Annotated in this window: 12 protein-coding genes and 1 pseudogene; 10 read left to right on the top strand and 3 right to left on the bottom strand. The window is 63.9% G+C overall.

Annotated features, from left to right (window positions below; translation table 11 throughout):
* Positions 1–48: 48 nt before the first annotated feature.
* The 3 genes from XI05_RS15130 to XI05_RS15120 are packed head-to-tail and all read left to right on the top strand — an operon-like array spanning position 49 to position 2,342.
* A complete protein-coding gene (locus XI05_RS15130; RefSeq protein ID WP_442869274.1) occupies positions 49–1,074 on the top strand; it encodes a TAXI family TRAP transporter solute-binding subunit in 1,026 nt (341 codons plus the stop codon).
* On the top strand, positions 1,071–1,700 hold the full coding sequence (locus tag XI05_RS15125; RefSeq protein WP_271502835.1) for a hypothetical protein: 630 nt from the start codon (positions 1,071–1,073) through the stop codon (positions 1,698–1,700). Before XI05_RS15130 ends, XI05_RS15125 begins: the two co-directional genes overlap by 4 nt.
* 24 nt (positions 1,701–1,724) lie before the next feature.
* Entirely contained in the window at positions 1,725–2,342 is a 618-nt protein-coding gene (locus XI05_RS15120; RefSeq protein ID WP_271502832.1) for a hypothetical protein, read from the top strand.
* 191 nt (positions 2,343–2,533) lie between these two features.
* Here XI05_RS15120 and XI05_RS15115 read toward each other — a convergent pair whose 3' ends face one another.
* Together XI05_RS15115 and XI05_RS15110 are read right to left on the bottom strand one after the other, a co-directional pair.
* Entirely contained in the window at positions 2,534–4,276 is a 1,743-nt protein-coding gene (locus tag XI05_RS15115) for a SulP family inorganic anion transporter (RefSeq protein ID WP_271502967.1), read from the bottom strand.
* Positions 4,277–4,422: 146 nt separating this feature from the next.
* Entirely contained in the window at positions 4,423–5,166 is a 744-nt protein-coding gene (locus XI05_RS15110; RefSeq protein WP_271502829.1) for an SDR family NAD(P)-dependent oxidoreductase, read from the bottom strand.
* 183 nt (positions 5,167–5,349) lie between these two features.
* Here XI05_RS15110 and XI05_RS15105 point away from each other — a divergent pair, with 183 nt between their 5' ends.
* The 4 genes and pseudogenes from XI05_RS15105 (at position 5,350) to XI05_RS39535 (ending at position 9,468) form a co-directional block, all read left to right on the top strand.
* Positions 5,350–6,120, top strand: a complete 771-nt coding sequence (locus tag XI05_RS15105) for a methyltransferase domain-containing protein (protein ID WP_271502826.1) — start codon at positions 5,350–5,352, stop codon at positions 6,118–6,120.
* Between the two features lie 196 nt (positions 6,121–6,316).
* Positions 6,317–7,342, top strand: coding sequence for a DctP family TRAP transporter solute-binding subunit (locus XI05_RS15100; protein ID WP_271502824.1), 1,026 nt, complete (start codon positions 6,317–6,319; stop codon positions 7,340–7,342).
* 149 nt (positions 7,343–7,491) lie between these two features.
* Positions 7,492–7,968, top strand: a pseudogene (locus tag XI05_RS39540) (TRAP transporter small permease); the annotation flags it as partial.
* Positions 7,969–8,187: 219 nt separating this feature from the next.
* The gene (locus XI05_RS39535) at positions 8,188–9,468 is read left to right on the top strand and encodes a TRAP transporter large permease (RefSeq protein ID WP_333939914.1); all 1,281 of its coding nucleotides are present in this window, start codon (positions 8,188–8,190) and stop codon (positions 9,466–9,468) included.
* Positions 9,469–9,655: 187 nt separating this feature from the next.
* Here XI05_RS39535 and XI05_RS15090 read toward each other — a convergent pair whose 3' ends face one another.
* The gene (locus tag XI05_RS15090; RefSeq protein WP_172783906.1) at positions 9,656–10,726 is read right to left on the bottom strand and encodes a glycosyltransferase family 4 protein; all 1,071 of its coding nucleotides are present in this window, start codon (positions 10,724–10,726) and stop codon (positions 9,656–9,658) included.
* A 275-nt stretch (positions 10,727–11,001) separates the two neighbouring features.
* Between XI05_RS15090 and XI05_RS15085 the strand changes: the two genes are divergently transcribed.
* The 3 genes from XI05_RS15085 to XI05_RS15075 are packed head-to-tail and all read left to right on the top strand — an operon-like array spanning position 11,002 to position 15,579.
* The gene (locus XI05_RS15085) at positions 11,002–12,765 is read left to right on the top strand and encodes an ABC transporter ATP-binding protein (protein ID WP_271502821.1); all 1,764 of its coding nucleotides are present in this window, start codon (positions 11,002–11,004) and stop codon (positions 12,763–12,765) included.
* 57 nt (positions 12,766–12,822) lie between these two features.
* Positions 12,823–15,027, top strand: a complete 2,205-nt coding sequence (locus XI05_RS15080; protein WP_271502820.1) for an amylo-alpha-1,6-glucosidase — start codon at positions 12,823–12,825, stop codon at positions 15,025–15,027.
* Positions 15,028–15,045: 18 nt separating this feature from the next.
* The gene (locus XI05_RS15075) at positions 15,046–15,579 is read left to right on the top strand and encodes a PRC-barrel domain-containing protein (RefSeq protein WP_271502818.1); all 534 of its coding nucleotides are present in this window, start codon (positions 15,046–15,048) and stop codon (positions 15,577–15,579) included.
* The last annotated feature ends 9 nt before the right edge of the window (positions 15,580–15,588 follow it).

The raw sequence follows: 15,588 nt of genomic DNA, 5'->3' as shown, positions 1-15,588 counted from the left end.
TGGATCGAGTGATTGTTTGGGAACTCCGAAAGGAACGACATGAACAAGATGCCAAGGTCGCTCTCGTCGCTCCTGCTCGCCGCGCTGGTGCCGCTTGCCGTGCTGCTTCAACCGGCTTGCCTGGAAGCACAGACCGCAAGATCCGCCAAGGCGGATGCACGAGGGCCGCTCCCTCAGGAGAGAGAAAAGGACCGGATGAACGCCTGGACCGTCGGGCTCGCCGGCGGCCTGCTCGAGGGCGCGCCGATTCGTCTCGCGGCAGAAATGGCCCGTGTCGTCGACGATGGAGCAGAGCTGCATCTGCTGCCGATCGTCACCCGGGGCGCCACCGACAATCTGAATGCGCTGCTCTATCTGCGTGGTGTCGATACCGCGATCATCAATTCCGATGCGCTCGACGAGTACAAGCTTCAGGTTCCGCAGATCCAAAGCCGCATCACCTACCTGCTCAATCTGTTCCCGTCCGAGCTGCACATCTTCGTACGGCCGGAGATCACGAGCCTGCAGGACCTTGCCGGCAAGAAAGTGAACTTCAATACCCAGGGCACCGCAGCCGCCTATTCCGGACCGCTGATCTTCAGCCGCCTCGGCATCGACGTCGACAAGACGTTCATTCCGCATCAGCTTGCCCTGGAACAGATGCGCAAGGGTGAGATGTCGGCCGTCGTGTTCATCACGTCGAAGCCCGTCGACGCCTTCGTACGCGGTCGTTGGGAGACCGGATTCAAGTTTCTCCCGGTCCACTACGACAAGAGATTCGAGGACTATTATCTGCCCGCGACGTTGGACGCGATCGAGTATCCCAATCTGATCAAGCAGGGCGACCGGGTCTCGACCATCGCGGTGCCGACGGCACTCGTTGCGTTCAACTGGCGGCCGGGCTCGAATCGCTATCAACGCGTGGCGCGTCTCGTCGATTACCTGTTCTCGCGGATCGACCGCCTGCAGGCACCAGGCTTTGATCCGAAATGGCGGTCGATCAATCTTGCCGCAACCATCCCGGGGCTGACCCGCTTCCAGGCAGCGCAGCAATGGCTGGATCGCCAGGCGCGCAGCGCCCAGGCGAAGCCATGAACACTGCCGTTGCTCCGATCGCCGTCGTCTTCAACGTTGCCTGCGGAATTGCCTACGCGCAAAGCACGAGCGATTCCATGGAAGCACTTCGGGCTTGTTCGGGAATGGACGGATCGGCCCGGCTGGAATGTCTTCAAGATTCGTCACGCAAGTTGTCACCGCCTGCCCGGCGGGTGTCGGACGATAACTGGCTGGTCAGCGAGACCACCTCGCCGGTCGACTATTCGCCGATCGTCACCGCCACAACATCCTCTGTCGGCGGCTCCGATGGAGCCGCCATGCAGCTCGCAATCCACTGCCGCAAAGGCCGCACCGAAGTCACGGTCGCCGGACCGGCGCTGTCACGGAGCGCCAACGAATACGTCATCTCCTTTCGGCTGAATGCGGACACGCCAACGCAACTCGCGGCAGCGTCGCCGTCATTCGGCTCCGGCGTCGCTTTCGGGGGCGACGTCGTAAAGTTGCTGAACGCGCTACCCGACGACGGTCACATCGTTGTGCGCCTCTTCGCCCGCACTGGTCAGGTGCAAGACGGACAATTCCTGCTCAGCGGATTTGGGAACGTGCGCAAGAGAATGGCGGCTGCATGCAAATGGCCACATAGCGTCGCCAGACCAGGAAGGTGATGGTCAGGGAAAGGGAGACACGAGATGATCAATCCGAAGTTGGCGATGGTAGCGATCGGCGGCCTGGCGATGATGCTTCTGGTCGGACCAGGCGCGCAGGCGCAGCAGGACAACCAGTTGAATCCGCACTCGAGCGCGACGAATCAAGTAAGCGATCCGAAGCAACCGAGTAGACAGGCGCAGGCGAGCAAGCCGGGACAGACTCGCACGGGCAAGCAAACCCCTGCGACCAGGGCGGCGATGGCTCAGGCGACAAAGGCCGAGATCGCCAAAAAGCCGCATCAGCTGATATTGCAGGTCAATTCCAACGACCCGGCGATGATGAACCTCACGCTCAACAATGCGAGCAATGTCGCGCAATATTACCGCGATCTCGGTGAACCAGTGTCAATCGAGATCGTCACCTTTGGTCCGGGTCTTCATATGCTGCGCGATGATACCTCGCCGGTAAAGCCACGCATCGAGGTGCTCGCGATGAGCAATCCCGAAATCTCCTTCAAAGCCTGCGGCAACACCCAGGACAATATGCGGAAGGCGGAGAGCAAGGACATCAATCTGATTCCTCAGGCGACGGTGGTCAAATCGGGTGTCGTCCGCGTCATGGAGCTGCAGGAACAGGGCTGGAGCTACGTCAAGCCGTGAGGTTCGGCGGCAATGGGGCCATCGGATGCGCAGCTAGTGCATGATGGCGTGAGGCGTGATCGCTGCGTCGACGGAGGTGGACTCCCTCTCCCGCTTGCGGGAGAGGTGAAGAGCCGCGGCAACCGTTTCGACGCAAAGCCATTCCGCTTTGGCAGGGCATCTCGGCTCCGACGATCGGTTTCGCTTTCGCTCTACAATCCGACGGGCTGCGAACCGACCTTGACCTGATCTTCCCAGTCCTCCCATTCGACATTGTTGATGTCCAGATAGCTGGAGACCGCCGAGCCGATGGTCGGAAAGAACTGGGCTTCGCCGACCTGCGCATACAACCCGAATCGCTTCAGCTTGTCCTTCACGGGATCCTTGAGCTCGGCAAAGCATAGTTCGATGCCCCTGGCGTGGAGCGCCTTGTCCAGTTCGGCAACGGTATCGCAGGCGGTGACGTCGACGCTCGTGACCGGTTCGGCGGCGACGACCAGCCAGCGTACGGGCGTCGGCGATTTCTCGACCGCGGCCAAAATACGCTCCTTGAAGAACTCGGCATTGGCGAAGAACAGCGGCGCGTCCCAGCGAAACAGCACCAGTCCGGGTATCAGGCGGGCATCGGGATATCTCGTGATGTCGTGATAGCCCTTGACGCCGTGCGCCCGCCCCAGAATCGCGGAGTGTGGACGCCAGCCGTCCCACAGAAACTCGGCAATGGCCACCGCGATGGCGAGGCCGATTCCCGGAATCGCGCCCAGCACGGCCACGCCGACGAAGCAGAGCACGGTCAACCAGAATTCCCAGCGCTGGATTCGGTAGATCCGTTTGAGATCACCGATCTCGATCAGACCGATCGCGGCTGCGATCACCACGGCGGCCAATGCGGCATTCGGCAGGTGCTGCAACAGGTTTGGCGCAGCCAACAGAAGGAACGCGATCGCAAGCGCGCCGACGACGCATGTGAGTTGGGTGCGGGCGCCGGCCGCTTCGGCAACGGGCGTGCGCGAGGAGCTGCTGCTGATCGGAAAGCCCTGGAAAAAGCCGGTTGCCAGGTTGGCGGCGCCGAGGCCCACCATCTCCTGGTTCGGATCGACCTTGTCGCCCAAGCGAGCAGCATAGGTTCGCGACAACACGCTGGTATCGGCGAACGAGACCAGAGCGATGGCGCAGCCGCCGGCCAGCACGGGGATCAGATCGCTATAGCTGATCCTGGGGATGGAGAAGGCTGGCAGCCCTTGTGGGAGTGGCCCCAGGACTTTCACACCATAACCGGTTCCCAGGTCGAGGAGTGAGACGACAAGCGTCGCTCCGACGACGGCGATCAGGATTCCCGGCAGTCGTTTGTTGTCCTTGAGCAGCAGGATGACGATCAACGTGCCAAGTCCGACTGCGAATGCGGCCCAATTGATCTTGCCATCGCCGATCCCAACGGCGATCGCCCACAGGTCTCTCAGTGGTCCTTCGCTTTCGATCGAGAAGCCGAGCAGCTTTGGCAGCTGGCTGATCAAAACGGTCAGCGCGATCCCGTTCATGTAGCCGTACCGGATCGGCTTGGACAGCAGCTCGGTCACGAACCCCAACCGTGCGATGCCCGCTACAACGAGCACCGCTCCGGAAACGAGCGCCATCATCGCGGCAAGCATGGCCGCGCGGACCGGATCGCCGCCGGACAAGGGGACAATGACACCGAGGATGACGGCTGCCAGCGCCGAGTCCGGTCCGAGCACGATGATGCGGCTCGGACCGAACAACGCGTAGGCCAGAAGCGGGACGATGGTGGCGTAGAGGCCGTGGATGCCCGGCAGTCCGGACGCCACGGCATAGGCAATTCCGACCGGGACCAGCATGGTCGCCAGCACGAGACCTGCGAATACATCATGCCGAAGCCAATCAGCTTCGTAGTGGCGAAGCGTGTTGATCCCGGGCACCCAACGCGTCCAACCGTTCACCGCGCGCACTCCCGTGTCGGCTCGCCGATAGCGCGCGAGGATCTCGCAACGGCTCGACCGTCCGCTTGACGCAAATCAACGTTGTCGATGCCTCAACTCTTCCGCGGCGCAGCAATGCTTGGGACCTGCATGAAGAGCGTGCGCTCCTAGAACTGATAGCGCCGCAGTCCCCCATCGACCGGGATCACCGCGCCCGTGATGTACCGCGCCACCGGCGAGGCCAGGAACACCGCGAGTGCGGCCAGATCTTCCGGCTCGCCCCAATAGCCGACCGGGATCTCCTCCTCGGCAAAGCGCTCGCGGTAATCCGGCGGGTAGTTGCGGCGGATCTGCTCGCTCATGATCCGGCCGGGCGGGATGCAGTTGATGGTGATGCCGTGCTTGCCGATTTCGCGCGACAGCCCCTTGGCCCAGGCGTGCACGGCGGCCTTGGCGGCGAAAGCGGCATTGAGGCCTTCCGGCTCCGACTTGCCGGTGATGTTGACGATGCGGCCCCATTTGCGCTCGATCATCTGCGGCAGCAGTGCATGCGCGATGCGGCGGTAGCTGGTGAAGTTGAGCGCGATCGCCTCGTCCCATTTGCTGTCGGGCGCATCGACGGGCAGGGGACGGCTGCCGCCGGCATTGTTGACGAGGATGTCGACATGGCCGAACTCCTTCACGGCAAAGGCCGCGATGGTCTCGGCGGCGTCCTTGGCCATCACGTCCTGCGCGAACGGGATGATCAATCCGCCGCCGCCCTCTTTCACCAGCTCGGCGAGGAGGTCGGTACGGCGCGCCACGCCGACGACGCGAACGCCTTCGGCGGCGAGGCCCTTGGCGATGGCGCGGCCGATGCCGATGCTCGCGCCGGTGACGACAGCGGTTTTCGATGTGAGCCCGAGATCCATGGTCGCACGCTCTCTTGGTCTTGCTTGTGTTTTGTTGTTGGTTTCCTGCCCTGTCCCGCGGGCATGCGAATTGCCCGAGCGGGACGAGCAGTGGTAACCAAGAGGCCTGCCGAAGGACAAGAGCCTTTTTTTAAGGACAAAAGCCTTGGCGAAGGACATACGAAAAACAAAAGGCGTCGAAGGATGGTCTGGGATCCGCAGCAATATCTGAAGTTCTCCGGCCATCGGCTCCGGCCCGCCGTCGACCTGCTGATGCGGATACCGGATTCTGCCCCGCGCGCGATCGCCGATCTCGGCGCCGGCGCCGGCAACGTCACCAAATTGATCAGGGAGCGCTGGCCGGAGGCACGCGTGACCGGTGTCGAGGGCTCGGCGGAGATGGTCGCGGCGGGACGCAAGGCCGCCCCTGACGTGGAATGGTCACATGAAGATCTCGGCCATTGGAGTCCCGCCGGACAGTACGACTTGATCTATTCCAATGCCGCACTGCATTGGCTGCCCAATCACGCAGCACTGTTTCCGTCGCTGATGGAGAAGGTGACGCCAGGAGGCATGCTCGCGGTGCAGATGCCGCGCAATTTCCTCGCGCCGTCGCATGTGCTGATCGGCGAGACCGCGCTCGACGGCCCATGGCGGTCCAAGGTGGAGCATCTCGTCACCCCGCCCCCGGTGGAAGGGCCGGCCTTCTATCACGATCTGCTCGCGCCGATGTCGGCCAACATCGACATCTGGGAGACCGAATATCTGCAGGTGCTCGAAGGCGACAACCCCGTGAAGGAATGGACCAAGGGCACCTGGCTGACGCGCTATCTCGACGTTCTCCAAGGCGAGGAGAAAGCCGCGTTCGAAGCCGCCTACGGCATGCGCGTCGCAAAGGCCTATCCGAAGAATGCGGCGGGGCAGACGCTGTTCCCGTTCCGCCGCCTCTTCATGGTCGCGCAACGCAAGGGCTGATGGCGCTGCCGCAATGCGGCATAAGCGATCGTCCCGTTGGACTAGCGCGGGCAGCGGCTTGCGCATCTGGCGGTCGCCACGTTAGCTTGGCTGCGTCAAATTGGGCTTAGGTCTAGTTGTTCGGCTGGCGGATTGCTGCCACTACTGGCCTGAAAAACAAGAAGAACCCGGTTAGAGGTTGTTGGGAGGTACGTTCATGCGCAAGCTGCTTGCCGCGGTAGGCGCCGCGGCTGTTCTCTTCGCTGCTCTCTCGGCTCCTCTCTTGGCTCCCGCCATCGCCCAAGCCCAGGGCCCGATCGTCATCAAGTTCAGCCACGTCGTCGCCAACGACACGCCGAAAGGGAAGGGCGCGCTGAAGTTCAAGGAACTCGCCGAAAAATACACCGACGGCAAGGTCAAGGTCGAAGTCTATCCGAACTCCACGCTCTACAAGGACAAGGAGGAGATCGAGGCGCTCCAGCTCGGCTCGGTGCACATGCTCGCGCCCTCGACCGCGAAGTTCGCGCCGCTCGGCATCAAGGAATTCGAGGCGCTCGACCTGCCCTGGCTGTTCAAGGACGACGTGACCTATTCCAACGCGATGAAGGGCACGGTCGGCAAGTGGCTGTTCCAGAAGCTGGAGGCCAAGGGCGTCACCGGCCTCGCTTACTGGGACAACGGCTTTCACATGCTCTCCGGCAACCGCCCCTTGCTGAAGCCGACCGATTTCCAGGGGCTTAAATTCCGCATCTCCGGATCGAAGGTCGCCGACCAATATCTCCGTATCATGGGCTCGATCCCGCAGATCATGGCGTTCTCGGAAGTCTACCAGGCGCTGCAGACCGGGGTGGTCGACGGCTGCGAGAACACGGCGTCGAACTATCTGACGCAGAAGTTCTACGAGGTGCAGAAGGACATCACCGTGTCCTATCACGCGCATCTGCAATATGCCGTCATCGTCAACTCGAAATTCTGGTCCGGCCTGCCGCCCGATATCCGCGCGCAGCTCGACAAGGCGATGGCGGAGGCGACCGACTACACCAACTCGATCGCGCGCCAGGAGAACGAGGACGCGCTGGCCGAGATCAAGAAGACGGGCAAGACCAATCTGCATTATCTCACCGAGGCCGACCGCAAGGCCTGGCAGGAGGCGATGCAGCCGACTTATAAATGGGCCAAGGGGCGCGTCGGGCAGGAGGTGCTCGATCTCCTCGCCAAGGAACTCGACGTCAAGATGAACTGACGGGCTGCGGCCTAACAAGAACACTACCAACGGTCGGGGGTGATCGCGCTCCCGGCCGTTGCGCTTGAACGATCCAATCCAGGGGGACCAAGTTGCTGCGTGTGCTGAATCGTTTTCTCGACCATCTCGAGGAATGGCTGATCGCGACGATGATCGCGGCTGCGACGTCGCTCATCTTCGTCGCCGTGCTGCACCGTTACGGCGCCGGGCTGTCGATCGACATCGCCAAATGGGCGGAAGCCCGCAACCTGGCCTTCCTCGCCGTGCCCGCGCGCGCCGCGTTCACCTGGCTTGCCTCGCTCGATCTGTCCTGGGCGCAGGAGCTCTGCATCTACATGTTCATCTGGATGGCAAAGTTCGGGGCCGCCTACGGCGTCCGGACCGGCATCCATGTCGGGGTCGACGTGCTGGTCAACATCCTGCCCGGCGGCTCGCGCCGGCGCGTCATCACCTTCGGCCTTCTTTGCGGCGCGCTGTTCACCGCCATCGTCGCCTATTTCGGCGCCGCGTTCGTCAGCCAGATGTGGCAGACCGGCCAGCAGTCCAACGATTTGGAAGCGCCGATGTGGATGGTGTATCTCACCATCCCGCTCGGCTCCGGCCTGATGTGCTTCCGCTTCCTGCAGGTCGCCTGGTCGTTCCACCGCACCGGCGAGTTGCCGCATCACGACATGGCGGGCGTCGAGGGTGTCGAGGCGGATCCGGTGCATCCGGCGCCGGTCACGCCCACCCAGGTCGTGCGGGACGAGCGCAGCCCGCTCGGCTGGATCCTGATGCTGCTGCCGGTGCTGATCGTCGCCCTGTGCTTCGCGCATGCGGGTCACATCATCACGCTGCCGCAAGGGCTGCGCGTCCTCATCGTGTTCGCGCTGCTGCTCTCGCTGATGCTCACGGGCATGCCGATCTCGATCGCGCTCGGTCTCACCGTGCTCAGCTTCATGTTCACGCTGACCGACGTGCGAACCGAATCGGTGGCGCTGAAGCTGTTCACGGGCATCGAGAATTTCGAGATCATGGCGATCCCGTTCTTCATCCTCGCCGGCAACTTCCTGACCCATGGCGGCGTGGCGCGGCGGATGATCGCCTTCGCAACCTCGCTGGTCGGCCATTGGTACGGCGGCCTCGCGCTATCGGGCGTGGTCGCCTGCGCGCTGTTCGCCGCGATCTCCGGCTCCTCGCCGGCGACGGTGGTGGCGATCGGCTCGGTGATCCTGCCCGCGATGGTCGCGCAAGGCTTTCCGAAACGGTTCGGCGCGGGCGTGATCACGACGTCGGGGTCGCTCGGCATTCTGATTCCGCCGTCGATCCCGATGGTGCTCTACGCCGTCTCCACCAACAGCTCGGTCGGCAAGCTGTTCATCGCGGGCATTGTGCCCGGGCTTGCGCTCGCCACCCTGCTCGGCATGACGACGTTCTACCGCGCCTGGCGCAACGATTATCCGCGGATGCCGAAGGCGACGTTGTACGAGCGCTTCGACGCGTTCCGCAAGTCGATCTGGGGCATCCTCTTGATCGTGATCGTGATCGGCGGCATCTACAGCGGCCTGTTCACGCCGACTGAAGCCGCCGCCGTCAGCGCGGTCTACGCCTTCATCGTCGCGGTGTTCATCTACAAGGATCTGAAGCTGCGCGACGTGCCGCGCGTGCTGCTGTCGTCGGCGAACCTCTCGGCGATGCTGCTCTACATCATCACCAACGCCGTGCTGTTCTCGTTCCTGATGACCTACGAGAACGTCCCGCAGGCGCTGGCACAATGGATGATCGACCAGGGCCTGGGGTGGATCGGCTTCCTGCTGCTCGTCAACCTGCTGCTGCTGCTCGCGGGCAACGTGATGGAGCCGTCCTCGATCATCCTGATCATGGCGCCGATCCTGTTTCCGGTCGCGGTCAAGCTCGGCATCGATCCGATTCACTTCGGCATCCTGATGACGGTCAACATGGAGGTCGGCCTCTGCCATCCGCCCGTCGGCCTCAATCTCTACGTCGCCTCGGGCATCGCCAAGATGGGGATCACCGAGCTGACGGTCGCAGTGTGGCCGTGGCTGCTGACGATGCTGGGCTTCCTCGTGGTGGTGACCTATTGGCCCGGCCTGTCGCTGTGGCTGCCGCGGCTATTGGGGATGTAGCGAGCGATAGGGCACTCGTGCCCCGTTCTTTCTGTCATCTCTCTTCGCACACTCGCTGTCATCGCCCGGCGAAGACCGGGCGATCCAGTATCCCAGAGACGGTCGTGATGGAGCCGAGACGCCGCGGCGTACTGGATGCCCCGGTCGAGCCGGGGCATGACAGTGTGCCTTGAGGTGAGAGCAGCTCCTACTCCGCGCTGCTCACCAGCTTGATCCGCGGCGCCTTGGCCTCGGTCAGGCTGCGATAGGCGGCGAGATAGTCGAGGGCCATGCGGCGCGCGGTGAAGCGCGTCTCGAACTGCTTGCGGATCGCGGTGCGGTCGAGTTGCGAAAGCCGGTTCACCACGCCCGCGGCGCTGATGACATCCTCGACGATGAAGCCGGTGAGGCCCTCGTCGATGATCTCCGGCACCGAGCCGCGGTTGAAGGCGACGACGGGTGTTCCGCACGCCATGGCTTCGATCATGACGAGGCCGAACGGCTCCGGCCAGTCGATTGGAAGCAAGAGGCCGAGCGCGCCGCTCAGGAAATCCGATTTCTCGTGATCGCTGATCTCGCCGATGAACTCCACCAGCGGATTGTTCTCGATCATCGGCCGGATCAGCTCGTCGTAATAATCCTGGTCGGCACGATCGACCTTGGCCGCGATCTTGAGCGGAATGCCGCAATGGGTCGCGATCTTGATGGCGCGGTCGACGCCCTTCTCGGGTGCGATGCGGCCGAGCACGGCGAGATATTCCTGTTTCGCCGGCTTCGGCGTCAGCAGCTTCTCCGGCAGGCCATGGTGGATCGTCGTCACCCAGTTCGCCTGCGGCACCGGCCGCCGCTGCGCGTTGGAGATCGAGATGACCGGCATCTTGGAGAAGGTGTTGAAGACCGGCTGATGCTCGGGAAGATCGAGCCGCCCGTGCAGCGTGGTCACGAACGGGGTTGGCTGGCGGTGGAACAACGACCAGGGATAATAGTCGAGGTGGAAGTGAAGGAAGTCGAATTCCTCGTCGTCACATTTCTGCCGCACCCGCTCCAGCAGCACCATGTGCAGCGCATTGGGATCGCGCACGGAACCGTCGAGCCGTAGCGCCCGCGGCCATAATGCATCGAGCTTGGCAGATGTCTGCGAGTCGCCACTGGCGAAAAGCGTCACGTCATGTCCCAGGGCCACCAGCTCTTCCGTCAACCAATGCACCACCCGCTCGGTGCCGCCATACAGCTTGGGTGGAACAGCCTCCGTCAACGGAGCTACCTGCGCGATGCGCATCTCACCATCTCCTCTGCGATCATGAATGTTGAAACCCCCACCTTTTACGGCACCGGCAATGCCAGACGAGGGAACGTTCCCGCACCTGCGAAGTTCCTTCTCCCAAACGTTACATATTCGACACGTCGGGGGATCGTCGCGATGCTGCCACCACATCTTCGCAGATCGTCCGCATCCGCATGTCGTGATGGCGTTGCCCGGGAACCGGGGCGAAGCGGTCGATGTTCACTCGACCAGTAACGAAACGAAAATCAGCATAACGGGGCGATAGCCATATGGATCAGCTTTCTGGATACGCGCGCAGGCCATTTGCCTTTGTCTTGCGCTATCTCCGGCGTCGTCTCGCGTCGCATTTGGTGATCCTGGCCGCGGTCGTGGGGGCCGTTGCCTGCTCCGTAGGCACCCAATATGGCGTCAAGGCTTTGGTCGATGCCTTGTCCGCCGGGCCCTCGCATGGCGGCGGCGTATGGCTGGCATTCATTCTGCTCATGTCACTGATCGCCGCCGACAACTTCCTGTGGCGGATCGCGAGCTGGACGGCGAGCTTCACCTTTGTCCGGGTCACGGGCGATTTACGGCGCGACATCTTTCGTCATCTGACCGGACACGCGCCGAGCTATTTCTCGGACCGCATGCCCGGCATGCTGACGAGCCGCATCACGGCGACGTCGAACGCGGTGTTCACCGTCGAGAACATGTTCGTCTGGAATGTGTTGCCGCCGTGCATTGCCACAATTGCGGCAATCTTGCTGATTGGAACCGTCAGTCCCTATATGGCGCTCGGCTTGATCCTGATCGCCGGCGGCATGGTCGCCGCGATGTTTCGTCTCGCCGCCGCCGGCAAGCCGCTGCATGACGATTTCGCCGACAAGGCCGCGGTGGTCGACGGCGAGATGATCGACGTCATCAGCAACATGCCGCTGGTGCGCGCCTTCTGCGGCATCAGCCACGAGCATGAGCGGTTCGACGCGACGGTGAACCAGGAACTGACCGCGCGAAGCCGCAGCCTGCGCTATCTGGAAAAGCTGCGGCTGTTGCATGCCGCCATCACCGTGCTCTTGACGATTGCGCTGATGGCCTGGGCCATCTCGCTCTGGCAGAAGGGCGAAGCGACAACCGGCGACGTCGTGCTGGTCTGTACCCTTGGCATCTCCATCCTGAGCGCCACGCGCGATCTCGCGGTGGCGCTGGTCGACGTCACCCAGCACGTCGCGCGTCTGACCGAGGCGATCGCCACGCTGCTGGTGCCGCACGGGCTCCGCGACCATCCCGAGGCCGAGCCCCTGGTGAGGAGCGGCGCGGCCATCGCGTACAACAACGTCACCTTCGGCTATCCCGGCGGCGACAAGATCTTCGAGCGCTTCAGCCTGCGCCTGCAGCCCGGCCAGCGCGTCGGACTGGTCGGCCAGTCCGGTGGCGGCAAGTCGACGCTGTTCACGCTGCTGCAGCGTTTCTACGACGTCGACGAGGGCAACATCACCATCGACGGCCAGGACATCGCGAAGGTGACGCAGCTGAGCCTGCGCGAGGCGATTTCCGTCGTGCCGCAGGACATTTCCCTGTTTCATCGGTCGATCCGCGAGAACATCCGCTACGGCCGGCCGAACGCGACCGACGACGAGGTGCTGCGCGCGGCGATCGCGGCGCGCTGCGACTTCGTCGAGAGCCTGCCCGAGGGTCTCGACACCATGGTGGGCGACCGCGGCGTCAAGATGTCGGGCGGCCAGCGCCAGCGCATCGCCATCGCGCGCGCCTTCCTGAAGGATGCACCGATCCTGCTGCTGGACGAGGCGACCGCCGCGCTCGACAGCGAATCCGAGGAGGCGATCCGCGAGGCGCTGTCGCGCCTGATGCGCGGCCGCACCGTGATCGCGATCGCCCATCGGCTCGCGACGCTGCGCAATTTCGACCGTGTGGTGGTGCTGAGGAATGGTAAGATCATCGAGGACGGCTCGCCCGAGCGCCTGATGCAGGGTCACGGGCCGTATCGTGAGCTGGTCACGCAGGAAATGAGCCGGCTCGCGCAAGCTGCCGCGTAACCAACAGTCGCGTTCTCGAGTCGGTCGCGTTTCGAAACAAGCGCAGGGGAGCAGCTCATGTCGGCCGAAGCCGTAACCAAGTTCGTCTCCGTGACGCGGACCTCGGAACAGGTCGCGGAACAGCCCTTCTACATTCCGATGACCGGGCCCTCGGCCCGGCCGCGGCGTTCGCTCAAGCACGACGACACGTTCATCGTGCTCGACAGCCACGGCGACATCGGCGCGTCCGCCGGCGGGCCGGACGGGCTGTTCCATCACGATACGCGCTACCTCGCGCGGCTCGAGCTGGTGCTCGACGATCTCCAGCCATTGCTGCTCGGCTCGAATCTGCGCGACGACAATTCGGCGTTGACCGTCGACCTCACCAATCCGGACATCTATCGGCAGGGCAACCTCGTTCTGCAAAAGGACCTCTTGCACGTCGTGCGCACGATCTTCCTGTGGCGCGGCACCGCCTACCAACGCATCGGGGTGCAGAACCACGGCGACCGGCGCACCAGCTTCAACCTGACGCTGCTGTTCGGCAACGACTTCGCCGATCTGTTCGAGGTCCGCGGCGAGCGGCGACCGCGCCGCGGGATCGGAACGAGCCGGCTGCTCGGGCCGACCGACGTGCTGTTCGAATATCGCGGTCTCGACGACACCGAGCGGACCACCGGGCTGCATTTCGATCCGCGTCCGACGCGGCTCTCGGTCGATGCCGCAACCTGGGAGCTCGACCTGGAGCCGCACCAGGCCAAATCGCTGTTCGTCGCCGTGTCCTGCAACCGGCCGGTGGCGGAAAAGCCGGTGCGGTTCTTCCCGGGTCTGCTGGCGCACCGCCGCGAGATGCGGCTTCAGACGGCCGGGGCCGCCAGCATCGAGACCTCCAACAACATCTTCAACGAGGTGCTGTGCCAGGCCATGGCCGACCTCAACATGTTGATGACCGAGACGCCGCAGGGCCGTTATCCCTATGCCGGCATTCCCTGGTATTCGACGACGTTCGGGCGCGACGGCCTCATCACCGCGCTGCAGATGCTCTGGGTCGATCCGCGCATTGCCAAGGGCGTCCTGCGCCGACTCGCGCATTTCCAGGCCACGGCGGTCGATCCGCTCGCCGACGCCGCGCCCGGCAAGATCCTGCACGAGATGCGCGGCGGCGAGATGGCCGCGCTCGGAGAGGTGCCGTTCGCGCATTATTACGGCAGCGTCGATTCGACCTCGCTGTTCGTGCTGCTCGCAGGCAGCTATTTCGAGCGCACCGGCGACGAGGCCACGTTGATCGAACTGTGGCCCGCGATCGAGGCGGGGCTGGCCTGGATCGACGGTCCGGGCGATCCCGACCAGGACGGCTTCGTCGAATACCAGCGCGCGACCGAGAAGGGGCTGGCGAACCAGGGCTGGAAGGATTCCTATGATGCGATCTTCCATGCCGACGGCCAGCTTGCCGAGGGCAATATCGCGCTCGCGGAGGTGCAGGGCTACGTCTTTGCCGCCAAGCAGCTCGCCGCGCGTTGCGCGCTGCGGCTCGGCAAGCCGGACCGCGCGCGCAAGCTCGAGGCCGAAGCCAGGGCGCTGGCCGAGCGCTTCGAGCAGGCGTTCTGGTGCGAGGAGCTCGGCACCTATGCGCTCGCGCTGGACGGCAAGAAGCGGCCCTGCACGGTCAGGACCTCGAATGCCGGGCAAGTCCTGTTCAGCGGCATGGTTCGCGAGGACCGCGCGCGTCTCGTCGCCGCCGATCTGATGCGGCCGCATTTCTTCTCGGGCTGGGGCATCCGCACCGTCGCGCAAGGCGAGGTACGCTACAATCCGATGTCCTATCATGACGGATCGATCTGGCCGCACGACAATGCGTTGATCGCGCTGGGGCTGGCGCGCTACGGCCTCAAGCATACGGTGGCGCATGTCTTCAAGGGTCTGTTCGACGCCGCGACCTACATGGACCTGCGGCGGTTGCCCGAATTGTTCTGCGGCTTCCGGCGCGAGAAACGGCGCGGGCCGACGCTCTATCCGGTCGCCTGCGCGCCGCAGGCCTGGGCCAGCGCGACGCCGTTCACGTTGCTGGAGGCGGCGCTGGGCCTCGAGTTCGACGTCGCGCGCGGCGAGATTCGTCTGCGCAACCCGCATCTGCCGGCGTTCCTCAACGAGGTGATCCTGCACGATCTGCGCCTCGGCGACTCCAGCGTGGACTTACGCGTCAGTCGTCACGGCGACGACGTGGCGCTGGAAGTGTTGCGCACGCGCGGTCAGATTCAGGTCTCGATCGTGCTGGCGCGCTAGCTGCGCAAGGAGGAGGTCATGCGCGCCACCGGATGGTTGGTTCTGAGCGTGGCGATCGTCGCGGGCTTGACGATCGCCGTATCGCGCGCGGCGGAAGAGCCGGCCGCGGCGACATCTTCACCTCCGACCGAAGCAAACGCACCGGCAACGGTACAACCGCCGGCTTCCGTCGTGCCCGTCACGCCCAAGGACGCCGCGCCGCCGCCATCGGTGACCATCATCGGCGCGAGCGAGGCCCACGGTGTGCTCGGCCGCGACGTTCGCAGCGCCGCTGGCGAGGACATGGGCCGCATCGTCGACGTCATCGTCGACCGCACCGGTCATGTCCGCGCTGCGGCGATCGATTTCGGCGGCTTCCTCGGCGTCGGCAGCCGCAAGATCGTCGTGGACTGGAACGCGCTGCGCTTCGGCAAGATCGCCAACAAGAAGGACAGCATCACCCTGGAATTGACCAAGGCGCAGGTCGCGGCCGCACCGGAATACAAGGAGGACACGCCGATCGTCGTGCTCGGCGCGTCCGGCAGCCTTCAGCCGCTGCAAGCGATTCAGTGAGGTGCAGGG

Source organism: Bradyrhizobium sp. CCBAU 11357, assembly GCF_028128865.1.
In the GTDB taxonomy this organism is placed as follows: Bacteria; Pseudomonadota; Alphaproteobacteria; order Rhizobiales; family Xanthobacteraceae; genus Bradyrhizobium.
The sequence above is the reverse complement of the archived record's forward strand: the minus strand, read 5'-3'. Positions and strand labels throughout refer to the sequence as shown.